This window comes from Sulfitobacter sp. R18_1 (assembly GCF_017743915.1).
Classification (GTDB): domain Bacteria; phylum Pseudomonadota; class Alphaproteobacteria; order Rhodobacterales; family Rhodobacteraceae; genus Sulfitobacter; species Sulfitobacter faviae.
Map to the genome: position 1 here is coordinate 224,393 of NZ_JAGHRG010000008.1, position 24,161 is coordinate 248,553.

Here is a 24,161-nt window from a genome sequence, read left to right on the forward strand (position 1 = left end):
TTAGCCGCAAGCGGCGCGCTCTGGCAACATCGCGCGCCTTTTCCGATGGCGTGATCGCTTGAACCTCCCCCGGCCCTGTGTCACCTTTGGACATGACAGATAAAACGTTCCCCTCTTGGCCCGATGTGGCCGCGCAATTGGTCGAGGTCGCCGCCGGACGGCGCGCGGCCGACACGATCATCACCGGCGGCACATGGGTCAATGTCCACACCCGCGAATGCCTGCCCGACCATGACATCGCCATCGCCGCCGGGCGCATCGCCTTTGTCGGGCCTGATGCCAGCCATTGCCGCGGCGATGATACCCGTATCATCGACGCCAAGGACCGCTATATGGCCCCCGGCCTTTGCGACGGGCATATGCATATCGAAAGCACCATGCTCACCCCGGCCGAGTTCGCCCGCGCGGTGATCCCGCATGGGACCACCTCGGCCTTCACCGACCCGCATGAGATCGCCAATGTGCTGGGTCTCGACGGCGTGCGCATGATGCATGATGAGGCGCTGATGCAGCCGATCAACATCTTCACGCAGATGCCCTCCTGCGCGCCCTCGGCCCCGGGGCTGGAGACCACGGGCTTTGAGATCACCGCCGAGGACGTGGCCGAGGCGATGACATGGCCCGGCATCGTTGGCCTGGGCGAGATGATGAACTTTCCGGGCGTCAGCAACGCCGATCCGCAGATGCTGGCCGAAATCGCGGCCACGCAACGCGCGAACAAGGCCGTGGGCGGGCATTACGCCTCCCCCGACCTCGGCCCGGCCTTCGCCGCCTATGTGGCCGGCGGCCCGGCGGACGATCACGAGGGCACCTGCGAGGCTGACGCCGTGGCGCGGATGCGGCAGGGCATGCGCTCGATGATCCGGCTCGGTTCTGCCTGGTACGACGTGAAGACGCAGATTACCGCGATCACCGAAAAGGGCCTCGATCCGCGCAACATGATCCTGTGCACCGACGATAGCCACTCGGGCACGATCACCAACGAGGGCCACATGAACCGCGTGCTGCGCCATGCCATCGACTGCGGCTGCGACCCGCTGGTGGCGTTGCAGATGGCAACGCTCAACACCGCCACGCATTTCGGGCTGGAGCGCGAGATCGGCTCGCTCACCCCGGGCCGCCGCGCCGACGTGATCCTGACCTCGGACCTTGTCTCTTTCCCGGTCGAGATGGTGATCGCCCGGGGCGAGGTCGTGGCCGAGAGCGGCGACTGCCTTGTCGATTGCCCGCATCTCGACTGGCCTGGCACCGCGCGCAATACCGTGAACATGGCGCGCGACCTTGCGGCGGCGGACTTCGACATCCCCGCCCCCGAGGGCGCCAATGCCGTCACCGCCAATGTCATCGGCGTGGTCGAGAACCAAGCCCCGACACGGGCGCTGAAGTTCGAACTGCCGGTGACCGAAGGCCGCGTGCAGGGCAGCGGCGAGGTCTGCCAGATCGCGCTGGTCGAGCGCCACCGCGCCACCGGCACGGTGACCAACGCCTTCGTCTCGGGCTTCGGCTACGAGGGGCGCATGGCCATGGCCTCGACCGTGGCGCATGACAGCCACCACATGATCGTCGTCGGCACCGATGCCGAGGAGATGGCCCGCGCCGCCAACCGGTTGCGCGAAGTGGGTGGTGGCATCACCATCTTCCGCGAAGGCGAGGAGCTGGCGCTGGTCGCCCTGCCGATCGCCGGGCTGATGTCCGACCGTCCCGCCGCTGAGGTCGCCGCCGATGCCGAAGCCCTCGTTCAGGCGATGATCGACTGTGGCTGCAAGCTGAACAACGCCTATATGCAGCATTCGCTCTTGGCCCTTGTGGTGATCCCCGAACTGCGGATCTCGGACCTTGGGCTGGTCGATGTGCAGAAATTTGAAATCATACCTTTGTTAGAGCCGCAAACATGACAACGATCCTGACCCCGGACACCCCGAACCCGGAAAGCTTCCGCGATGCGACCGCTGCCGTGGACCGTCTGACCGAACTCTATCAGCAGGCCACCACCTTCTTGCGGGAGTCTTTTGCCAAGGCGATGGAGAGCTCGGCCCCCGATGCCCGCGTCCGCGCCTTTTACCCTGAGCTGCGGTTTCGCACCTCCTCCTATGCGCATGTGGATACGCGGCTGTCTTTCGGGCATGTCTCCTCTCCCGGCACCTTTGCGGCGACGATCACCCGGCCCGATCTGTTTCGGAACTACCTGATCCAGCAAATCGGCCTGTTGATCGAAAACCACGACCAGCCGGTGATCGTCGGCCCTTCGACCACGCCGATCCCGGTGCATTTCGCCATGTCCGGCGACAACGCGCTGAACGTGCCGCAGGAGGGGGCCGCCGATTTCACCCTGCGCGATGTCTTTGACGTGCCGGATTTGTCGACCACCAATGACGATATCGTCAACGGCACCTATGTGCCCGAGGATGACGTGCGCCCGCTGGCGCCCTTCACCGCGCAGCGGGTCGATTACTCCCTCGCGCGGCTGGCGCATTACACGGCCACGGATCCTGAGCATTTCCAGACCCATGTACTGTTCACCAACTACCAGTTCTATGTGACGGAATTCGAGCAATACGCCCGCGAGATGCTGCGCGACCCGGAAAGCGGCTATACCGCCTTCGTCTCGACTGGCAATGCCGAGATCACCGACCCCGATGCGCCCTTGGCCGAGACGCTGAAGACGCCGCAGATGCCGACCTATCACCTCAAGCGGGCGGATGGGTCGGGCATCACGCTGGTCAACATCGGCGTCGGGCCGTCCAACGCCAAGACGGCGACGGACCACATTGCCGTGCTCCGCCCACATGCATGGCTGATGGTCGGCCACTGCGCCGGTCTGCGCAACACGCAGGCTTTGGGTGATTTCGTGCTGGCGCATGGCTATCTGCGTGAGGATCACGTTCTCGACGACGACCTGCCGGTCTGGGTGCCGATCCCGGCGCTGGCCGAGATCCAGATCGCGCTGGAGCAATCGGTGGCGCAGGTCACCCAGCTTGAGGGCTATGAGCTGAAACGCATCATGCGCACCGGCACCGTCGCCACCATCGACAACCGCAACTGGGAGCTGCGCGACCAGTCCGGCCCGGTGCAACGGCTGAGCCAGTCCCGTGCCGTGGCGCTGGATATGGAAAGCGCGACCATCGCCGCCAATGGCTATCGCTTCCGGGTGCCCTATGGCACGCTGCTATGCGTGTCGGACAAACCGCTGCATGGGGAGTTGAAACTGCCCGGCATGGCGTCGGACTTCTACAAAACCCAAGTCGCCCGCCATCTGATGATCGGCATCCGCGCCATGGAGCTGCTGCGACGTATGCCGCTGGAGCGGATCCACAGCCGGAAACTTCGGTCCTTCGACGAAACGGCGTTCCTATAGGGCTAGAAACAGCGGAAAATCGCATGTTTTCGCGTTTATAGCGCCACAATTCGTTGTGTTATCCCACAACATACCGTTACATTCCGGCCATGAGGCCCTAAAAAGCGGGCAGTCTAAGGAGAATAAAATGGCAAAACCGATGACCAAGACCCAGCTCGTTGCTGCTCTGGCAGAAGAGATGGACACCGACAAGAAATCCGCAGGCGCAGCGCTCGACGCCGTTTGCAACCTGATCACCCGTGAAGTGTCCGCCGGCGGTGCCGTGACCCTGCCGGGCGTTGGCAAAATCTATTGCCGTGAGCGCCCCGAGCGGATGGTCCGCAACCCCGCCACTGGCGAACAGTTCAAAAAAGACGCCGACAAAGTGGTCAAGATGACCATCGCGAAGGCGCTGAAGGACAGCGTGAACGAGTAAGCCTTGGGCTGAGCGTTTACGAAAGGGTCGTCTTCGGGCGGCCCTTTTTTGTTGGGGGATTGATGGAGGGCCATCGCCTCCGGCTTGTTTCCGGGCCGGGTGGTATATCCCCATCAAACCCACCTTGCCCTCCCCCTACAAACCCGCCATTCCTTAGCAAGTTCAGCACAGGGGGCATTTCATGGACATCCGCGCAATTCTCATGGGGCTGGCCTTTGCCGTGATGTGGTCCTCGGCCTTCACCTCAGCCCGCATCATCGTGATGGACGCCTCTCCCCTGCTGGCCCTCTCCCTACGCTACCTGATCTCGGGCCTGATCGGCGTTGGCATCGCGCTGGCCTTGGGGCAAAGTTGGCGCCTCACCCCCGCACAATGGCGGGCGACGATCATCTTCGGCGTGCTGCAAAACGCGGTTTACCTTGGCCTGAACTTCATCGCCATGCAGACCATCGAGGCGTCCCTCGCCGCGATCATTGCCTCCACGATGCCACTGCTCGTCGGCTTCGCCGCTTGGGCCTTCTTGGGTGAAAAACTGCGCCCTCTGGGCATTGCAGGGCTGTTTGCCGGTGTCATCGGTGTGGCCATCATCATGGGCGCGCGCCTTGGCGGGCAAGTGGACCTCTATGGCCTCATCCTCTGCGCCATCGGCGTGGTGGCCCTCACCGCCGCCACTCTGCTGGTGCGCGGCGCGACCTCGGGCGGCAACTTCCTGATGGTCGTGGGCCTGCAAATGCTCGTCGGTTGCGTTGCCCTCTCCATCGCCACCGCGCTGTTCGAAACGCCCCGGATCGACCCCAGCCTGCGCCTGACGCTTGCCTTCGCCTATACCTGCCTCGTGCCCGGCTTGGCCGCCACCGTGGTCTGGTTCTGGCTGGTCAACCGCATCGGTGCCACAAGGGCGGCGACCTTTCACTTCCTCAACCCCTTCTTCGGCGTGGCCATCGCAGCGCTGCTGCTGGGCGAAACGCTGGGGCCGCGCGACATCCTTGGCGTCGCGATCATCGCGGGCGGCATCCTCGCCGTCCAAGTCTCGCGCCAGCGCAGGGCATAACGCCAGTGTGAGGCGCACCCCCTTTGAATTTCACCGCCACACCCCATCTAATAGGCCAAGCCCATGAACGGAGGACGCCATGCCGCAATACGAAAAAACCAATGCCGCGATTGACGCGCTGAGCCCCGAAGAATTCCACGTCACCCAACGCAGCGGCACCGAACGCCCCGGCACCGGCAAATACCTCGACAACAAGGAACCGGGCATCTACGTCGACATCGTTTCGGGCGAGCCGCTCTTTGCCTCTTCGGACAAATATGAAAGCGGCTGCGGCTGGCCGAGCTTCACCAAACCGATCGAGCCTGCCTACGTCGAAGAGTTGGAAGACGCCTCGCTCGGCATGGTCCGCACGGAAGTGCGCAGCAAACACGGCGACAGCCACCTTGGCCACGTCTTCCCCGATGGCCCGCCCGACCGGGGCGGGCTGCGCTATTGCATCAATTCCGCCTCCCTGCGCTTCATCCACCGTGACGACATGGAAGCCGAAGGCTATGGCGAATATCTCAACCAAGTGGAGAATGTGACATGACAACCGAACGCGCAGTATTGGCCGGGGGCTGTTTCTGGGGCATGCAGGACCTGATCCGCCGCCGCCCCGGCGTGGTCTCGACCCGCGTCGGCTATACCGGCGGCGACGTGCCCAACGCGACCTACCGCAACCACGGCACCCATGCCGAAGGGATCGAGATCAATTTTGACCCCGAGAAGACCTCTTACCGCGAGCTGCTGGAGTTCTTCTTTCAGATCCACGACCCGACCACGGTGAACCGTCAGGGCAACGACATCGGGATGAGCTATCGCTCGGCGATCTACTATGTGAACGACGAGCAGAAAGCCGTGGCCGAAGACACCATCGCCGATGTCGAAGCCTCGGGCCTCTGGCCCGGCAAAGTGGTGACCGAGGTTGAGCCGGTGGGCGACTTCTGGGAGGCCGAGCCCGAGCATCAGGACTATCTGGAGCGGCTGCCCAACGGCTACACCTGTCACTTCCCGCGCGCCGATTGGGTCCTACCCAAACGCGACGCCGCAGAATGAACCGCTGTCCCCGGCCCCGCGCCGGGGGTTAGCCCACCGCCACCCGCGGGCGGCCCGAAGCTTCGACGGTCAGCGCGGCCTCCACGAAAACCTCCCGCCCCTCGACATCCGCCAGCCGGATATCCCGCGTAACATGACATTCAATCTCCGCCGCCCCGGCTGCCCGCGCGCGGGCGCGGGCGGCTTCTGTCAAAGCGCGCTCCGCTTGGGTCAAAGCGCGCTCAGCGGTCGGGAAATCCAGTGGGCCATTGGCGAGGTGGAGGCGAAACACCCCCTCTTGCGGAACGGTGATGGTCGCGCTTTCGCGCATGATGACCCGGCCCACCACTGCGCCTATGGCATTGGCGACATGGGCGTATTTGGGCAAGATCATCTCATTGCCCAACCTTTTGCCCACCGCCGGGTAGTAGGTCACCGCCGAGGCGCCCAGTCCCACGATAGGTAAGTTCAGCCCCGCATCAATCCGCAGCACGCCGCGATGCCCCGACAGGCCACGCTGCATCAACACATGGCGCGCCAAGACCTCTGGCGGCAGGCCGAAACCGGGGGTTTCCTCGGCGAATGCCGTCTCTAACAGGGCCAAAGTCGTCTGTTCGGTCAAACGGTCGAGGATGATCTGGGCGAGCTCATCAGGATCGGCGCAGAACCGCAGCCCCGAACCGCCGCGCTTGCGCCCGAACAGGGTCAGCGCCTTGCGCGCGGCATCGGCATCCCATGCACAAAGATGCCCCGCCACATGGCTCGCATCCGTGGGCGTCACCCCCGCCAGTTGCACCAGCCCGCGTGCGACCAACCGCGCCAAAGCGCTTTGGTCGACCCGGTTGCGCAGCACATCCCCCAAGGGCCAGACATCGCCACCGATCCGCTCCAACAGCGCCATGTCGCGCGGGGCCAGACCTTCGGCCCCCTGCCCCTCTATGGCGCGGACAAAGCGGCCGTCATGCTCTGCCGCGACGCTGCGACGCAGCTGCGCGTCCAAGGCGTTATGCACCACCTCCGGCGCGTCGACCGCGATGAGAGAGATCGGCAGCAGCCGCTTCGGCCCAAGGGTCACGCCCGCGGTTAGTCCCTGAGACGTGAAATGCACCTCGCTGTCGCCGCCCAGCCCGTGGGTACGCATCGCGACCGCCTCGACCATGGTTCGATAGGGACCGACCTGCGCGCCTGCCGGGTCAATCGCCGGGCGACCGTCGCGCAATAGGGCCACATCGGTCGTCGTGCCGCCGATATCAGACACCAGCGCCGTCTCTGCCCCGGTCAACCAGCGCGCGCCCACCAGCGATGCCGCAGGGCCGCTGAGGATGGTCTCGATGGGCCGTTCGCGGGCCTGCGCGCTCGACATCAGGGCGCCATCGCCGCGCACCACCATCAATGGCGCGTGGATGCCTAGACGGCGCAATTGATCCTCTGCGCGGCCAATCAGCCGGTCGATCATGCCGATCAACCGCGCATTCAGCAGCGCCGTAAGCGCCCGTTTCGGCCCGTTCAGCTTGGCTGAGAGACTGTGAGAGGCCGAGACGGGGCGCCCCGTGACCTCTGCCACCAGTTCTGCGACCCGCTGCTCATGCGCGGGGTTGCGCGTGGCGAATTGGCTGGCCACGGCAAAGCCGCTGACCTCTGCCTTATGCGTCCCTAAAAAGGCTATCAGGGCCGGTTCGTCCAGCGGCGCCGCCTCTGCCCCCGCGTGATCATGCCCGCCGGAGAGCAGCAGAAATGGGTCCCCCCGCAGCGCCTCCGACAGTCCATGCGCTTCAAGGTCCGCCGCGCGAAACCCGACATAGATCAAGGCGACGCGCCCGCCCTGCCCCTCGACCAGCGCATTGGTCGCCAGCGTGGTCGAGAGGGCGGCCATAGCGATCTCTTCCACCGCCACGCCGGATTGGGCCAAAACCGCGCTGACCGCCTTGCCAACGCCCACGGCCAGATCGGCGCGGGTGGTCAGCGCCTTTGCGGTGGCGATCACCTCGGTCTCATCGCGGATCAGCACCGCATCCGTATAGGTGCCGCCCGTGTCGACGCCCAATAACACCGCCATGGGCGTGCCTCCTATTCCAAACGCGCTGCGGCCCAACGCGCGGCCTCGGCCACGGTGGGGTCAGCGTCTTCGGTCAGAGATTGCGCCACGGGGCGCAGCCGCGCCAGCCCGGAATTGCCGATGGCATAAAGCACGTTGCGCACGAAACGATCCCGCCCGATCCGTTTGATCGGAGAGCCGGAATAGCGCGCGCGGAAGGCGGTATCGTCAAGGCCCGCAAGCTCGGCCAGATCGGCGGGCTGCACCGCCGGACCGTGATAGCGCATATCGCTGGCCGCCACGGCGAACTTGTTCCACGGGCAAGCGGCAAGGCAATCGTCGCAGCCATAGATCCGGTTGCCCATCTTTTCGCGCAGGTCCAGATCGACCGGCCCTTTGTGTTCGATCGTCAGATAGGAAATGCAGCGCCGCGCGTCGAGTTGATAGGGCGCGGGGAAAGCATCCGTGGGGCAAGCCTCAAGACAGGCCCGGCAAGAGCCGCAGTGGTCCACCTCCCGGTCGTCGGGCGGCAGATCGAGCGTGGTGAAAACAGAGCCTAAGAAGGCCCAGTTGCCGAACTTCCGGCTAAGCAAGTTGGTGTGTTTGCCCTGCCAGCCCAAACCGGCGGCCTGCGCGAGCGCCTTTTCTGGCACCGGGGCGGTATCAACGAAAACCTTCACCTCTGGGTCGAGCGCGCGAGCTTCTTCCATAAGCCACCGCGCAAGCCGCTTCAGCCGTTTCTTGACGATATCGTGGTAATCGCGCCCCTGTGCGTAGACCGAAATCCCGCCCTTGTCGGGATGCTCCAACACCGCGCGGGGGTCATGTTCGGGCGTGTAGCTTTCCGCCAGCATGATGACCGACCGCGCCTCGGGCCAGAGGGCGGCAGGGTTGCCGCGCCAATGCATCCGCTCTTCCATCCAGCCCATCTGTCCGTGAAACCCGGCCTCGACAAAGCGGGCGAGCCGTTCGGGCACCTCGGGCACGTCTTGGGGGCGGCAGATGCGGCAGGCGACAAAGCCTTCCTCAAGCGCCCGGGCCACCACCCGCGCCTTCAGAGCCTCCGGCCCGATTTCGGCGCGGGGGGCGGCAGGCATCAGAAGTCGAGGTTGTTGTAATGCAGCGGAGGCGGGAAGCCCGGCAGTTGATCGGCGAGGATCGAGCGGAAAGCCGGGCGCGACTTGATCTTGGCGTACCAATCCTTGACCACGTCCGAGCGGTTCCAATCCACGTCTGAGATATAGTCGAGCGAGGACAGATGCGCGGCGGCGGCGAAATCGGCCAGCGTCATCACGTCGCCCGCCAGCCAGCGGCGGTGATCCAGCAGCCACGCCATGTAGTCGAGGTGATATTTGATCGCCTTGGCCCCGGCCTTGACGTTCTTGCTGTCGGGGTAGCCCTGTTTGGTGACCTTCTTGTTGACCCGCTCGTAAAGCAGTTTCGAGGTCACCTCGTCGTGGAATTTGTCGTCGAACCAACTGACCAAACGCCGCACTTCCAAGCGCTGCACCGGGTCACTGGGCAGCAAGGACGCCTCGGGGCGGGTCTCTTCGATATATTCACAGATCGCGGCGCTTTCCGCCATCATGATCCCGTCGAGCCGCAGCACAGGCACCTTGCCCGCCGGGTTGCGGCGCAGGAAATCGGGGTCTTGCTCCCAATAGCGCTCCTCGACCAGTTCCACCTCGATCTTCTTCTCCCCAAGGCTAAGCCGCACCTTGCGGCAGAAGGGGGACAAGGGAACGTGAAACAAGCGAGCCGTCATATAAAGTCCGTGTGGTTAAAGGGATTGCACTCTTCCATGCCTGCTGGCGCGGGGATTTTCAACTCTCGAAACAGGCGGCGCGACCGTCCGCGCGGATGGTCGCCGCCCCGTCCATGATCTGCGCCGTGCGCTTGCGGGTAAAGTCACCGGGGCGCGAGGCGGAACGCTCTTTCGGGTCGGGCAGGATCGCGGCAAGGCGGGCGGCCTGCGTGGCGCTCAGGTCTGCCGCCGCGACGCCAAAGTAATGCGGCGCCGCCGCACCAACGCCAAAGACACCCTCGTCGAATTCGGCCACATTCAGATAGACCTCGATGATCCGCCGCTTGGGCCAGAGGGTTTCGACCAGCGGGGTCATCCCGGCTTCAAGCGCTTTGCGCAGCCACGACCGGCCATGCCAGAGGTAGACGTTCTTGACCGTCTGCTGGCTGATCGTCGACGCCCCGCGGGCCGACCCGTTTTCGATCGCGGTCCGGATCGCCTGCATGTCAAAGCCCCAGTGATTGCAGAAATTCGCATCCTCCGCCGCCACGGCGGCGCGGGCCATCACGGGGGCGATCTGTTCCAGCGGCACCCAGTCCCGCTGCACCCCGCCCAAACGGCGCGATTCCGAGAACATGTAGAAACCCGTGGGCGGATTGACGAAGCGGAACAGCAGCACCAACAGCACCGCCAAGAGAAAGGTCACCGCCAAGGCGCGCAAGGCCCAACGGCGCGCGCGTTTCTTGAGCGAGGGGCTGCTCTTGCTCGATTTCTTACCCTTGGGGGCGGTCTTTTTCCGTGTCGCCATGGATCAGCTATAGGCCGTCTGCGGGATTTTGTGAACGGCTCTCGCGCGCGGTGATCTTTTGCGCGAGGTAGGCCCCGATCCGGGCAGAGCCTCGGGCCGAGGGGTGTACGTTGTCGCGAGCGAAGAGGTCGCGATCCCCCCGGTCGATCACATCTTCGGAATCGACAAAGTGGACCCCGGGGCGGTTCGCGGCGAAGCGGGCGATGCGGGATTCGATTTCGACCAGATCATCACGGCAGCCCGCGAAGGCACCCGAACCGGAGCCTGCGTAATAGCCCATCCACATGACCTGCGCGCCGGTCTGGGCGCGGAGGCGTTGCAGGAAGGCAGGGATGCTGCCGCTTTGACCATCCGGCGCGATCAGCGCATCGACAGCGGCGCCGCAGGCGCCACAGCCGCAATCGGCGTTCAGGTCATTCGCGCCGCCATTGACCACCACCCAGTTCCAGCGCCCGCCGGGGAACTGTTGCTGGATGTCAAAGCCGACGGCGGAGGCCACGGTCGAGGCATTGTCGAACTGAGCGCCCGGCACAGCGCGGCTGGTAACGCTACGGCCCGTTTGGTTTGCAATGACATCGGGAATGGCCCGGCCCCCGTTCCACGCCATGATGGAATCGCCCAAGACGAGGATGTCACCCCCGCCGCGCGGGGCGGTGTCGGTGCAAGCGGCAAGGCCGGTGACAAAGGCGATGGCGATCAGAATTTTATGCATGGAGTCCTCCGATGCGGAGGAAGTAGCGCATCCCGTTCCGCCTACCACCCCGGCCCGGAAGCAAGCCGAAGGCGCCGGGCCATTGCCTCCCCGCGCGACCGAAGCCGCGCGGGGCAAAGGTTATTCCGCCGGAACCGCGGTTTCTTCCACGCTGAGCGGCGCGGGCAGATGCACCAACATCTCTTTCGGGCAAACCTGCAAGAAGTTGTGCTTCTCGGTCTCCCAATGCTGAAGGATATCGGCGGCCTTGCGGCTCTTGGTCTCGGCGACATGGCGCTCCAGCAGCCCGTGCAACTGATCCTGCCAATGATCGACGGTGACCGGGCAAGTCACGATGGTCTCGGCGTTCATCAACTTATGGGCCGAGCCTTCGGGATCATAGAGATAGGCCATCCCCCCGGTCATCCCGGCAGCAAAGTTCGCACCGATCTCACCAAGGATCACCGCCACACCGCCGGTCATATATTCGCACCCGTTGCTGCCGCAGCCTTCGATCACCACATGCGCGCCCGAGTTGCGGACGGCGAAACGCTCGCCCGCCCGGCCCGCGGCAAAGAGGTATCCCGCCGTCGCGCCATAGAGCACCGTGTTGCCGATGATCGTGTTCTCCGACGCCACCACGGGGCTTGCCATCGAAGGCCGCACCACGATCGTGCCGCCCGACAGACCCTTGCCGACATAGTCATTGGCATCGCCCGAGACTTCGAGCTTGAGCCCCGGTGCGGCAAAGGCCCCCAGCGACTGGCCAGCCGAGCCGGTCAGCTTCACCGTCAGGTGATCCGGTTGCAGCGAATTGCGCATCCCGAAGCGCTTGACGATATGGCTCGACACCCGTGTGCCGACGGTCCGGTGCGTGTTTTGGACGGCATAGGACAGTTGCATCTTCTCGCCGTCCTCAAGGAAGCGCGCGGCATCGCGGACGATCTGCGCGTCCAGCGTGTCGAGCACAACCTGACGCGGCTTGTCGCGGTCATAGACGTTCTCATTCGCACCATCGACGGTGATCAACAGCGGGTTCAGGTCCAGATCATCAAGGTGCGCCGAGCCTCGGCTGACCTGTGTCAGCAGGTCGGCGCGGCCGATGACCTCATCAAGGCTGCGCGCCCCGATGGAGGCGAGAATTTCCCGCACCTCCTGTGCGTAGAAGGTGATGAGGTTCACGACCTTATCCGCATTGCCGGTGAACTTGCCGCGCAGCGCTTCGTCCTGTGTGCAGACGCCGACGGGGCAGGTGTTGGACTGGCACTGGCGCACCATGATGCAGCCCATGGCGATGAGTGCGGCGGTGCCGATGCCATATTCCTCGGCCCCCATCATCGCCGCCATGACGATGTCGCGCCCGGTGCGCAGCCCGCCGTCGGTGCGCAGCGTCACCCGGTCGCGCAGGTTGTTCATCGACAGAACCTGATGCGCCTCGGTCAGGCCCATCTCCCACGGCAGACCCGCGTATTTGATCGAGGTCGCAGGCGATGCCCCGGTGCCGCCGTTATGGCCCGAGATCAGGATGATGTCGGCCTTGGCCTTGGCCACGCCGGCAGCGATGGTGCCGACGCCACTCGAAGCTACGAGCTTGACGGTTACCTTGCAGCGCGGGTTGATCTGTTTGAGGTCGTAGATCAACTGCGCGAGGTCTTCGATCGAGTAGATGTCATGGTGGGGCGGGGGCGAGATCAGGGTCACGCCCTTGGTCGAGTGGCGCAGCCGCGCGATCAGGTCGGTGACCTTCATGCCCGGAAGCTGGCCGCCCTCACCGGGTTTGGCGCCCTGCGCGACCTTGATCTCCAACTCTTCGCACTGGTTCAGATACTCCGCCGTCACGCCAAAGCGGCCCGAGGCGACCTGTTTGATCTTGGCCGAGGGGTTGTCTCCATTGGCCTCTGGCACGAAATGCGCCGGATCTTCGCCGCCCTCGCCGCTGTCAGACTTGGCGCCAATACGGTTCATCGCCACGTTCAGCGTCTTATGCGCCTCGGGCGACAGCGCCCCCAGCGACATGCCCGGCGTTACGAAACGCTTGCGGATTGAGGTGATGCTCTCCACTTCCTCCAACGGCACCGGGTTGCCACGCGGCTTGATGTCCAAGAGGTCGCGCAGATGGATCGGCGGATTGCTCTGCATCTTTTTCGAATACTGCTGCCACATCTGGTAGGACGCTTTGTTGCAGGCCATTTGCAGCATATGCATGCTGCTCGCCTCCCAAGCGTGTTTCTCACCCGAGCGGCGCAGCTTGTAGAAGCCACCGATGGGCATCACGACACCGTCGCCCTGCCAGCCCTTGGCGTGAACCTCTTCGGCCTTGCGCTGGATGCCGACGACACCGATGCCGGAGATGCGGCTGGTCATGCCGGGGAAATACTCGGCACACATGGCGCGGGACAGGCCGACTGCCTCGAAGTTCAGACCACCGCGATAGGACGAGATCACGGAAATCCCCATCTTCGCCATGATCTTGAGCAGACCTTGGTCGATCGCTTCACGGTATTTCTGCACCGCCTGCGTCAGGGTCATGTCCAGCAGACCGCGCTCAATCCGGTCGGCGAGGGAATCCTCGGCCAGATAGGCGTTCACCACGGTCGCACCGCAGCCCACCAGCACGGCGAAGTAATGCGGATCGACGCATTCTGCCGAGCGCACGTTAAGCGAGGTAAAGGTCCGCAGCCCCTTGCGCACGAGGTGGCTGTGCACCGCGCTGGTGGCAAGGATCATCGGCATCGCCACGCGGTCAGCACCGCTGTGCTGATCGGTCAGCACCAGATGCCCCGCGCCCGAACGCACGGCGTCTTCCGCCTCGGCCCGGATGCGCGCCAGACCGGCGCTCAGATTGCCGTTGCCGGGCTCGAAAGTGCAGTCGATGGTGACGGTATGCACCTTGAACTGGGCCATCAGCTCATCGAACTGCGCATTGCCCACAAAGGGGCTGTCGAGCACGATGATCTCGGTCTGAGAGCTGTCTTCGTCGAGCACGTTCTTGAGGTTGCCGAACCGTGTCTTGAGGCTCATCACCCGGAATTCGCGCAATGAGTCGATTGGCGGATTGGTGACTTGGCTGAAGTTCTGGCGGAAGAAATGGCTCAGCGGGCGGTACTGGCCGCTGAGCACCGCCGAAGGCGTGTCGTCGCCCATCGAGGCCAGCGTTTCCTTGCCGTCCTCGGCCATCGGCGCGAGGATCTGTTCCAATTCTTCGATGGTATAGCCCGCGGCCACCTGACGGCGGCGCAACTCGGCCCCTTCGAACAGCGGTTTTTCGGTGACACCGGCAAGGACACCATCCATCTCGGTGATCTTGCCTACCCATTCTCCGAAGGGCTGGTTGGCGGCCAGTTTGTCTTTGATTTCAGTATCGTGGAAGAGTTTGCCCTCTGCCATATCCACCGCGATGATCTGGCCGGGGCCAAGCGCGCCCTTGGCCACGACGCGCGCCTCGTCCAGCGGCACCATCCCGGCTTCGGAACCGGCGATCAACATGCCGTCCGAGGTTTCGACATAGCGCATCGGGCGCAGCCCGTTGCGGTCAAGCCCGGCGCAAACCCAGCGGCCATCGGTCATCGCCAAGGCGGCGGGACCGTCCCAAGGCTCCATAACCGAGTTGCAATAGGAATACATGTCGCGCCATGCCTGCGGCAGTTCGACGGCCTGTTTGGACCAGGATTCCGGCACCAACATTGTCTTGGCCATCGGCGCGGAGCGGCCCGCGCGCACCAGCACTTCGAACACCGAGTCGAGTGCCGCGGAGTCGCTGGAGCCGGAGGCCACGATCGGCTTGATGTCCTCGGCCATCTCGCCAAAGGTCGCGCTCGCCATGCGGATTTCATGGCTCTTCATCCAGTTCATATTGCCCTTGAGGGTGTTGATCTCACCGTTATGGGCCAACATGCGGAAGGGCTGCGCCAACCACCACTGCGGGAAGGTGTTGGTGGAGTAACGCTGGTGATAGATCGCAAAGGCGCTGATGAACTTGTCGTCTTTCAGATCGGGATAGAATTCGGCCACCTGTTCGGCCAGCATCATGCCCTTGTAGATGATCGAACGGCAGGACATCGAAGCGATATACATCTGCGGCACCTGCGCCGCGATGGCGGCTTTCTCGATGCGGCGGCGGATCACGTAGAGCTCGCGCTCAAATGTCTCTTCATCCACGCCCTTGGCGTTGGAGATCAGGATCTGCTCGATCTCGGGCCGGGTCGCATTGGCCTTTTCGCCCAGCACCGAAATGTCGACCGGCACATGCCGCCAGCCGTAGATGTAGTACCCCATGCGAAGCACTTCGGTCTCCACGATGGTTCGGCACGTCTCTTGCGCGGCAAAATTGGTGCGCGGCAGGAAGACTTGGCCCACGGCGATCAACTCATCCTCGCGCGGGGTGTGGCCGGTGCGGCGGACTTGCTCATAGAAGAAGGGCACGGGGATCTGCACATGGATGCCCGCACCGTCGCCGGTCATGCCGTCGGCGTCGACCGCGCCGCGGTGCCAGATTGCTTTCAGCGCGTTGATCCCATTGACCACGACCTCGCGGGTCTTTTCGCCATTGATGTTGACCACAAGGCCCACGCCGCAGGAGGAATGCTCTTCCTCGAAACTATACATGCCCTTTTCGGCCATCATCGCGCGTTTGGCTTCTTCGCGGGCCACCCAGGCGTCATCATATTTGGTCATGGCTTGGTTCCTTCCACAAACGCCGCAAATCCTGCTTTGACTTGGGCCTTGGTTTTGTTCTCGTGCGCGCTGGCAAAGGCAGGGCCGTCGGGCGTCACGTCTATTTCACTTTTGGTCTCGGGCAGCGCCGCAGGGGGCGAGGCGGCAGGGCTGCCCCGGTGCCATCACTCCGCCGCGATGCGCTGCGCGCCGTTAAAATCGTCAAGGATCGCCTGCGCGCAGTCGCGCCCGTCCTTGATCGCCCAAACCACAAGGCTCGCACCGCGCACGATGTCGCCCACGGCATAGACCCCGTCGAGCGCGGTCGCCCCGGTGACGTAATCTGCCTTGATCGTGCCCCAGCGGTTGACCGGCAGCTCCGGCTCGTTCCAAAGCGTCGGCAGGTCTTCGGGCTCAAAGCCGAGCGCCATGATCACCATGTCGGCTTCTTCGACATAGTCGGCGCCTTCGATCACCTCGGGCGACTGGCGCCCGGTCACGTCGGGCGCGCCGAGGCGCATCTTTTGGACCATCACGCCGGTCACCGGATCGCCGACGAAGCCTTTGGGCGCGCTCAGCCATTCAAAGATCACGCCTTCTTCTTCGGCGTTTTGCACTTCGCGCTGGCTGCCCGGCATATTGGCCCGGTCGCGGCGGTAGAGGCATTTGACGCTTTCCGCACCCTGACGGATCGAGGTGCGCACACAGTCCATCGCCGTGTCGCCGCCGCCGATCACGACAACCTTCTTGCCCGCGGCGTTCAGACGGCCGCTTTCGAATTCTTCGACCGAGTCGCCAAAGCTCTTGCGGTTGGAGGCGGTGAGGAAGTCGATCGCCCGCTCCACGCCGAAACCGCCCACACCGGGGGCTTCGATCTCACGGGTTTTATAGACGCCGGTCGCGATGATCACGGCGTCATGCTTGCCCCGGATCGCGCCAAAGCTGATGTCGACACCGACATCGCAGTTCAACTCAAAGGTCACGCCACCTTCGGCCAACTGCGCATTGCGGCGCTCAACCACGTCTTTCTCAAGCTTGAAGCCGGGGATGCCATAGGTCAGCAAGCCGCCCGCCCGGTCATAGCGGTCATAGATGGTGACCTGCACGCCCGCGCGGCGCAGCATATCCGCTGCCGCCAGACCGCCCGGGCCTGCGCCGATGATGCCGACACTCTCAGGCCGCTCTTCGCGCGGGGCGGCGGGTTTGACCCAGCCCTGCTCCCAAGCGGTGTCGGTGATGTATTTCTCAATCGAGCCGATGGTGACGGTGCCATGGCCCGACTGTTCGATCACGCAGTTGCCTTCGCAAAGCCGGTCCTGCGGGCAGATACGGCCACAGATCTCGGGGAAGGTATTGGTGGCCTGGCTGATCTCATAGGCTTCTTGCAGACGCCCCTCGGCGGTCAGGCGCAGCCAGTCGGGGATGTTGTTGTGCAGCGGGCAATGGGTTTGGCAGTAGGGCACGCCGCATTGGCTGCACCGGCTCGACTGCTCTGCCGCTTTGGCATCTGCATATTCGGCGTAAATTTCATCGAAATCCGTCCGGCGCAAATCGGGCGGGCGTTTTTCGGGCATATCCCGCGCAACGTCTGTAAATTTTAGCATGACCTGCTTCGCCATATACCCGTTCCTTCGACAAATTCCGTCAGAAGGCTCGTATACGAGAGCGCCAAAGTAAATAAAAGACAGCAATGCTGACCTATTTACCTCTTTCCGAACAATTGGGAGGCTCGGCCATCATTTTTATGCATCATTTAAGGTCCGATGCGGACCTACCCATTAAAACCCAGCCCAAAGTGCGAGGATAACCACCCCACCCACAAGGATTCGCCACCACCCGAAAAGCGCATAGCCATAGCGGCTGATGTAATCGAGCACCCAACGCACCACGAAGACGGCAGAGATAAAGGCCATGACAAAGCCCACGGCGATCTCGCCCATGGCAGAGGCATCCAGCACATCGCGGTTCTTGTAGATGTCATAGGCGAAAGCGCCCGCCATCGTCGGCATCGACAGAAAGAAGGAGAATTCCGCCGCCGCCCGCTTACTGGCACCCAACAACAGGGCGCCAACGATTGTCGCCCCCGAACGTGAGGTGCCCGGCACCATGGCGAGGCATTGGATCACGCCGATCTTGAAGGCCATCGAGAGCGGGAACTTAGTCGCGTCGGAATGGGTCGGCGCAGGGGCGATTCGGTCGACGACCAACAGGACCACCCCGCCCAACACCAGCATGACAGCAATCAGCAAGGGCGTCTCGAAAAGGACCGTTTTGATGAAGTCATGCGCCAAAACGCCGATCACGACCGCTGGCAGAAAGGCCAGAAGCACCGACCAGATGAACCGCCGCGCCTGCGGATCATGCGGCGCGGCCGAAAAGACCGCCCAAAGCCGCGCGGAATAGACCGTCAAGATCGCGAGCACCGCGCCCAATTGGATCACGACCTCAAAGGTCCGTCCGGCGCTTTCGAAACCCAGAAAATGACCGGCCAACAGAAGATGCCCGGTCGAAGATACGGGGATGAACTCTGTCAGCCCCTCCAGCAAACCCAGAAAGGCGGCGATCAGAGTGGTCGACTGTTCCATTATCCCTGCCGCAGGTTACGTGCCGATGCTTTGATGGCGTCATATTGCCCCGAGGGCCGGAACCGCCAGAGATAGTCAGGCAGCACCGCATCCATCGCGGTGGGGGTGATGTCAAGCTCGGCAAAGCCAAGCGCGTCTTCCGCCACGACATTGTCCTTGCGCAGGTTCTTGACCTGATCGCGGGTCAGCATCTTGTTGGTGAACAGCCCAAAGGTAGCCGTCTGCACCATGTCGAAACCAAAGGCCACGATCTTGGCCAAGAACCACGGCATGTTGAGCACCAACCGACGGCGGTGAATCACCTTGAGCATGCGCTGCATCAACCCGCGGAAGGTATCCACATCGGGACCACCGAGTTCATAGACGCCCGAAGAGACCTGCCCCTCCAGTGCTTTTTCCGCCGCCTTGGCCACGTCATCGACGAACACCGGCTGGAACCGGGTCGAGGCCCCGGCGACCGGCAAGATCGGGCCGGTGCGGGTCATGCCTGCAAAACGGTTAAAGAATTCATCCTCTGGCCCGAACATGATCGAGGGTCGCAGGATCACGGCATGGGGCATATGCTTGAGAATGGCCGCCTCGCCCTCGCCTTTGGTCCGGGCATAGTCGCTTTCGGCCTCCATATCTGCGCCGATGGCGGAGACATGCACAAAATGGCCGATCCCTTCGGCGGCGGCCATGCGGGCGATACGCTCGGCCCCTTCGGATTGCACGGAGTCAAAGCTGTTCTTGCCGGTCTCGACCAGAATGCCCACGCAGTTCACCACCGCATCCGCGCCGCGCAGCGCGTCGGCCACGGAGCCATCGTTGCGGATGTTGCACAAAACAGGTTCGACCTGGCCAACCACACCATAGGTCCGCACAAAGAGCGCCTCGTTGGGATGGCGCACCGCCACCCGCACCCGCCAACCAGCTCTGGCCATGCGATACGCGATATAGCGTCCGACAAACCCCGAACCGCCATAAATCGTGACCAGCTTAGACATTCTGCCGCTCCTGTAGATAAATTCTCTGACAGGATGTACCCGCGCACCGCCCCTGTCACAAGGCCAAACCCCCGGTTGCATCGCCTCGCGTGCAGGATTTTCCGATTTTCGCATAAATTGCGATTGACAGTCACCCGGCTGAGCCTTAGAGCACCCCACACGATACGTGCCCAGGTGGCGGAATGGTAGACGCGCTAGCTTCAGGTGCTAGTACTGGCAACGGTGTGGAGGTTCGAGTCCTCTCCTGGGCACCATATATCCGCAATAAGTGACTGTTAAATAAGTGCTTTTTCTATGCACCTATTTTTCAATCCACCCCCCAACCCACCCTCCAAGATTCGCACGGCAAGATTCTGCAAACTGGATTCCCCTTAAAAGGTCTTGCCTGTTGAAGCGTTCTACACCCCTAGAACGACATGACGAACCACAGACCAAACAACCAGAGCAACCCTAGCGCGATAGCGAATCCTACGCCATCGCGTGCCTCTTCGTCTTGGGACTTTCGCTTGCTGTCCCGGGGCCTGTCGCCCGCTTTATGTCGCTCATCGGGTTCCATGAGTGAAAGAATAGCATCGCGAGAAAAGGCCTCAAGATAACCGCGTTGAAGTTTTTTGTCGGAGCGCAAAGATGGGAAATAAGTTAACTTTTTCAAGATATGGCGTAGAGCTATAAAGGCTACGCTCTGAAGAGACGGAAATCTCAGCCCTTCATTCGCGCTGATTGAATTGTGAAGTGTTCTTGATATCGTGCCTTATATGAACATGAACAAGGCACACCACCCAAAGCCCATCCCAACAATCTCGTTCTTCGGTGACGCTAGCAGCCGGATGAGCAACTTTATGGTCCTTGGGGGGCTGGCAGTGGCTGGGCACCGCATTGCAGAACTCGAAGATCAAGTTGCGGATATACGTGATCGCGGCGGCATCAGGTCCGAGTTTCACTGGAAAGATTATCGAGGAGGCGCCAAACAAAAGGCATATGAGGAACTGTGTAGTTTTGGGTTTGAATTGATTAACAGCAAAAAAGCGGCGCTTCATATCATGGCGGCAAATTTTAGCGCCTTTGATCACCGACGGCAGGAAGGTCAAACTCGTGACACGAGCATCAACAAGCTTTATTGGCAACTCTGCCTGCATCGCCTTGCAAAGCTGTATGGGAAAAAGCGAGCCATACACATAAGACTAGATGCGGGCGATGATTGCACCCACATTTGCGCAATGCGAAACCAACTTTCCGCAGCTGCTTTCAAGAAATTTAACACCCGCCCCAATTGCATCCGCAGTATTGAACCGATGAGCTCTCATAAGTCTGGCTTGATACAGCTTTCAGACGTGCTGCTCGGCGGCATAGCATCACAACTGAATAAAAACCGCGCCGATACAAGCAAAGGAAAACTTGCGGAGTTCATCAGAAAGGCGTCGGGCCGTCACTCATGGTCTACTTCCACCCCTGCCGATCACCGGTTCTTAACAATTTGGCACTGGAATGAGTGATTGCAGGTCCCCCGCAACCCTAACTCAGCGGAGTTAGCCTACTGACAGGGTCGGTCTAGCCGACTTCTTCGGGAAGCGGAGGCCTGACAAATACATAACAAATGAAATCGGCTTTCGCAATTGATTAGATAGCAACAAGGGTACCATCGGAAGTTTATGGGTTCACCTTCATTTACTGCGGGACGCGGCTACAACGAGGGGTGGATCGGCCGGAAACGACCGCAGATCAAACCACTTGAATCGCGTGCCATCAGCGTTGCGTTGGTCGCCCATGACAATTTGCGGAGCGTTCACCTTGTTGCGGATGAGCGCAGCACGAAACGCTCGAAGGTCGATCAGCCACCAAGCTTCCAAGCCCGTCTGATCAGCGTTGGAATGGCCGTAAAACATCCAATCCCCATTGCCGTTCACAATCTTTGAAAGCTCTGTCTGAGCACCTGATGCCACCGCTGAGCGTATGGTGAACTGGTAGGGATAGCGCTGTGCATAGCCGGGACGCCTAACCCGTGCCGCAACCCGCATGTCGCGGGCATCCAGCATCATGAGGTCAGTGGCTTGTATGTGGTCGAAAGGGTCCGCAGCGGTCTCCAATAGGTAGCCGCCGATCAGTTGCTTGATTTCAGGCAGAAACCTGTCGGACCAGTTCCGGTTGTTCGTATAGCAGTTCATCTCTGACAGCCTCCAATGCGGCCCCCACCGCGTTGCCCAAGCCTCGAAAGAGAGGCGCAGGCGGGTTCGTTAGGCCTTGGCCCGCAGGTATTCGATCACGGCCCTCTGAGCGCGGGGATACTGCTCACACAGCAGCTCTCCGCCGCAGCCTTCAACGCACCACTCCAGCATAGCTGCGGCATCTGCATCTGACTTAGGCTCAAAGCAAGAAATGCGCTCAGCATACCATTCGATGTTCTGATCAAGCTCGGCCATCTCCGCAGGTTCGGCTGTTTGTTCGGTAGGTAGCGCCTGCATCAATGCATCTCTGGTGCGCTTGGCTGCTTTCCATTTGTCCAGCAACTCCACAGCACCCGTTCTCTGGCTGGCATCCTGTTCCGGGCGCTTTCCTCTCAGTTCGACCAGTTCAAGATTGCTGATCAAATCACCGGCCATGTTGTTTGCCAGCTTGACCGTGTGGGCGGTTGCCGCGCCGTCTCCCGGTTGCTCTGGCGCATCCCCTTCAAGAGAGCGAACACAGACTCGCAGAAGGCTGCTGAGGTCGTATGCATCGGTGATTGCGGTTGCGAGATTCGTGTTCATTGCACGGCCTCCCCTGCCAAACGGCGCGCCCCGGTGCGGAGATTTAACAACGCGATGTAGGTAGGGTTTTTCATCGATGCCTCCCATTCGGGCGAACCGATATGAGATACCGGGCCTTCGGTTTCCCAAAGAAGGTTAGCCAATGCGGCAAGCCCTTCGGCGGTGGTCGGCACATGCTTCAGCATTTCATCTTCGACGCGGTGCAGCTCTTCCATCATGTCATCAAGTAGAGGGTCACGGCTATCGACGGTATTGATCAGCTTTCGCAGCGGGCGGCTTCTGTCGTAGAGAGCAGCCAGCGGATCGCCCTCACACTCGGTCAGGCGCTCCGCATCAGTGCGAAGAGATGCAACCGCTTCATCAACCATGCCGTCGCAGATCAGAGCTTTGACCTTCCGCAAAGCATCAACAGGAGTTTGCGGCTCAATAGCCATGAGGGCGCGTTCGGCCTTGCCTACGGCCTCTGCGGCGTCTCCGACTGCACCTTCCTTCCCGGGTGACGTCTTGCCGCCATTCGCCGTCTGATATGCGTCACCTGCTGCGATAGCGGCCTCATGGGCTTGGCGGGCATCTTGTAGTGCCTGTAGGGCGTTCGTGAATTTAGACATGTGAGTTTCCTCCGTTCGTGTGGCGTGCGGCCACGGTTGTTTGATTGTCGGGAATTCAGACGCGGTATCGTGGGCAACCCCCTCAACCGCGATGTGTGAGATGACCGGCGGATTAACAGAGCACGGCCCTCAGCGCGGCGCGAAGGACGCCAATTCGGGCATAGTCGGGCTGCCCCCAATGGGTCTTGCTTTCGAGGATGGCGATTTCGCTCTGGATGCGGAGCACTTCGGGCGATGCCTGTTTTTGCTTTTCCTGCCGCGCCTTCATCGCGCGTTCATGCTTGGCATTGGCCCATGCAGCTTTCAGGGCGCGGCGCATAATCACCCGGAACCCGTACAGAGCCACATTGGCCTTGCGGACGATTTCCCAAGCGGCGGTCATAATGGCTTTGCGATTGTAGCGGGCTACGGTGGTCATTGCTTTACTCCGTTCGCATTAATGCATATCCTGTATGCAATATGGGCGAGACTCTACCCCATGTCAATACTGTGTATGCAAAAATGATAACGGAGTATTTAAATGACGCCGGAGCAGGTAAGAATGGCCCGAGGAGCACTACGAATAGGCGTCCGGGAACTAGCCTCCTTAGCGGAGGTCTCTTTTACTACCATCAGTCGGTTTGAAACTGGTAAGGGCGGCTTGCAGCATTCTAGTGCCGAGGCCATCAGGGCCGCTCTTGAAGGGCAAGGTATCCAGTTTCTACGAACCGGCGAGGTTGCAAACGGTTCAGGCATCGCCATTCAGGACAAGGGCGAATAAGTTGGCCATCAAGTACGATGTACCGCAGCGCACGGTCTTGCTGTGCGACTACAGTAGAGGCGGATTTCAGTCCCCAGAGATGGTAAAGCGGCGTCCTGCAATCGTGGTATCCCCACGTTTACGGCATCGTACAGGCCTGCTAACGGTAGTGCCTCTCAGCACTTCACCTCCTGATCGTGTCGAGGACTATCACTGCCAGATAGAGCTGCCCTATAGCTTTCCGAATTTCCCTGAGACCAATTGCTGGGTAAAGGCGGATATGCTGGCAACAGTGAGCTTTCGTAGGCTAGACCTTTTCCGCACTGACCGTGATCACACTGGGAAACGGAAGTATCTAGCGCCTCGTATCTCTGAACATGAATTTGAAAAGGTCGTTGCCAGCCTCAAGGCCGCTTTGGGCATTCATTGAACTCGCCCGTGTCTCGTTGACCTTCCGACATACCAAGCCTATATGTATGTTGTCAGCTCGCAGAAATGCTGAGCCTCAAAACCACTCGCGTGGTAACCCCGTGGAGGCCATAACAAGCCGCACGGGGTTTTTTTAAACTTCTACTAAAAGCCCTCTTTTTGCTTTGAGAGAATTTCCGTAAGCATCCGGCGTGGGCCGCACGCGGTCAGCGCGCGCTGTGCCGGTCCATTTCGATGAGCTCTCGCAGGTTTTCGATACCGAACGGTGTGAATGCGATGACGCTGTCGTCGCCGGGACCGTAGA

Annotated in this window: 20 protein-coding genes and 1 tRNA gene; 8 read left to right on the top strand and 13 right to left on the bottom strand. The window is 61.7% G+C overall.

What is annotated here, in order from left to right:
- Positions 1–92 precede the first annotated feature (92 nt).
- The 6 genes from ade (at position 93) to msrA (ending at position 5,856) form a co-directional block, all read left to right on the top strand.
- Positions 93–1,895 (top strand): adenine deaminase, encoded by a 1,803-nt coding sequence (gene ade / locus J7392_RS16730; RefSeq protein ID WP_209218579.1) that lies wholly within the window; start codon positions 93–95, stop codon positions 1,893–1,895.
- A complete protein-coding gene (locus J7392_RS16735) occupies positions 1,892–3,355 on the top strand; it encodes an AMP nucleosidase (protein ID WP_067262140.1) in 1,464 nt (487 codons plus the stop codon). The genes ade and J7392_RS16735 overlap by 4 nt, the downstream gene beginning before the upstream one ends.
- A 127-nt stretch (positions 3,356–3,482) precedes the next feature.
- The gene (locus tag J7392_RS16740; RefSeq protein ID WP_007118569.1) at positions 3,483–3,770 is read left to right on the top strand and encodes an HU family DNA-binding protein; all 288 of its coding nucleotides are present in this window, start codon (positions 3,483–3,485) and stop codon (positions 3,768–3,770) included.
- 181 nt (positions 3,771–3,951) lie between these two features.
- Entirely contained in the window at positions 3,952–4,821 is an 870-nt protein-coding gene (locus J7392_RS16745) for a DMT family transporter (RefSeq protein WP_168612445.1), read from the top strand.
- A gap of 79 nt (positions 4,822–4,900) precedes the next feature.
- Positions 4,901–5,350 carry a peptide-methionine (R)-S-oxide reductase MsrB gene (gene msrB / locus J7392_RS16750; RefSeq protein ID WP_067263849.1) on the top strand — a complete coding sequence of 150 codons (450 nt, stop codon included), beginning with the start codon at positions 4,901–4,903 and terminating at the stop codon, positions 5,348–5,350.
- On the top strand, positions 5,347–5,856 hold the full coding sequence (msrA, locus tag J7392_RS16755; protein ID WP_209218580.1) for a peptide-methionine (S)-S-oxide reductase MsrA: 510 nt from the start codon (positions 5,347–5,349) through the stop codon (positions 5,854–5,856). The genes msrB and msrA overlap by 4 nt, the downstream gene beginning before the upstream one ends.
- A 28-nt stretch (positions 5,857–5,884) precedes the next feature.
- Here msrA and J7392_RS16760 read toward each other — a convergent pair whose 3' ends face one another.
- From J7392_RS16760 to J7392_RS16800, 9 genes are all read right to left on the bottom strand, one after another.
- Entirely contained in the window at positions 5,885–7,891 is a 2,007-nt protein-coding gene (locus tag J7392_RS16760; RefSeq protein WP_209218581.1) for a hydantoinase/oxoprolinase family protein, read from the bottom strand.
- 11 nt (positions 7,892–7,902) lie between these two features.
- The gene (gene queG, locus J7392_RS16765) at positions 7,903–8,967 is read right to left on the bottom strand and encodes a tRNA epoxyqueuosine(34) reductase QueG (RefSeq protein ID WP_209218582.1); all 1,065 of its coding nucleotides are present in this window, start codon (positions 8,965–8,967) and stop codon (positions 7,903–7,905) included.
- Positions 8,967–9,635, bottom strand: a complete 669-nt coding sequence (locus tag J7392_RS16770; protein ID WP_067263858.1) for a glutathione S-transferase family protein — start codon at positions 9,633–9,635, stop codon at positions 8,967–8,969. Before J7392_RS16770 ends, queG begins: the two co-directional genes overlap by 1 nt.
- 58 nt (positions 9,636–9,693) lie before the next feature.
- The gene (gene mtgA / locus J7392_RS16775; protein ID WP_209218583.1) at positions 9,694–10,422 is read right to left on the bottom strand and encodes a monofunctional biosynthetic peptidoglycan transglycosylase; all 729 of its coding nucleotides are present in this window, start codon (positions 10,420–10,422) and stop codon (positions 9,694–9,696) included.
- 7 nt (positions 10,423–10,429) lie between these two features.
- Positions 10,430–11,134, bottom strand: coding sequence for an SGNH/GDSL hydrolase family protein (locus J7392_RS16780; protein ID WP_209218584.1), 705 nt, complete (start codon positions 11,132–11,134; stop codon positions 10,430–10,432).
- A 120-nt stretch (positions 11,135–11,254) separates the two neighbouring features.
- Complete coding sequence (gene gltB, locus J7392_RS16785; protein WP_209218585.1) at positions 11,255–15,787, bottom strand: glutamate synthase large subunit; 4,533 nt, start codon at positions 15,785–15,787, stop codon at positions 11,255–11,257.
- 164 nt (positions 15,788–15,951) lie between these two features.
- The gene (locus J7392_RS16790; RefSeq protein ID WP_209218586.1) at positions 15,952–17,385 is read right to left on the bottom strand and encodes an NAD(P)-dependent oxidoreductase; all 1,434 of its coding nucleotides are present in this window, start codon (positions 17,383–17,385) and stop codon (positions 15,952–15,954) included.
- Between the two features lie 159 nt (positions 17,386–17,544).
- Entirely contained in the window at positions 17,545–18,351 is an 807-nt protein-coding gene (locus tag J7392_RS16795) for an undecaprenyl-diphosphate phosphatase (protein ID WP_209218587.1), read from the bottom strand.
- Entirely contained in the window at positions 18,351–19,337 is a 987-nt protein-coding gene (locus J7392_RS16800) for a complex I NDUFA9 subunit family protein (RefSeq protein ID WP_209218588.1), read from the bottom strand. Before J7392_RS16800 ends, J7392_RS16795 begins: the two co-directional genes overlap by 1 nt.
- 168 nt (positions 19,338–19,505) lie before the next feature.
- Between J7392_RS16800 and J7392_RS16805 the strand changes: the two genes are divergently transcribed.
- Together J7392_RS16805 and J7392_RS16810 are read left to right on the top strand one after the other, a co-directional pair.
- Positions 19,506–19,591, top strand: a tRNA-Leu gene (locus J7392_RS16805).
- Between the two features lie 501 nt (positions 19,592–20,092).
- Positions 20,093–20,830, top strand: coding sequence for a DUF3800 domain-containing protein (locus J7392_RS16810; RefSeq protein ID WP_209218589.1), 738 nt, complete (start codon positions 20,093–20,095; stop codon positions 20,828–20,830).
- 168 nt (positions 20,831–20,998) lie between these two features.
- Here J7392_RS16810 and J7392_RS16815 read toward each other — a convergent pair whose 3' ends face one another.
- The 4 genes from J7392_RS16815 to J7392_RS16830 form a co-directional block, all read right to left on the bottom strand.
- Positions 20,999–21,499, bottom strand: a complete 501-nt coding sequence (locus J7392_RS16815) for a hypothetical protein (RefSeq protein ID WP_209218590.1) — start codon at positions 21,497–21,499, stop codon at positions 20,999–21,001.
- 69 nt (positions 21,500–21,568) lie between these two features.
- The gene (locus J7392_RS16820) at positions 21,569–22,081 is read right to left on the bottom strand and encodes a hypothetical protein (RefSeq protein ID WP_209218591.1); all 513 of its coding nucleotides are present in this window, start codon (positions 22,079–22,081) and stop codon (positions 21,569–21,571) included.
- Positions 22,078–22,689 carry a hypothetical protein gene (locus J7392_RS16825; protein WP_209218592.1) on the bottom strand — a complete coding sequence of 204 codons (612 nt, stop codon included), beginning with the start codon at positions 22,687–22,689 and terminating at the stop codon, positions 22,078–22,080. Before J7392_RS16825 ends, J7392_RS16820 begins: the two co-directional genes overlap by 4 nt.
- Positions 22,690–22,801: 112 nt before the next feature.
- A complete protein-coding gene (locus tag J7392_RS16830) occupies positions 22,802–23,107 on the bottom strand; it encodes a hypothetical protein (RefSeq protein ID WP_209218593.1) in 306 nt (101 codons plus the stop codon).
- Positions 23,108–24,161: the final 1,054 nt, after the last annotated feature.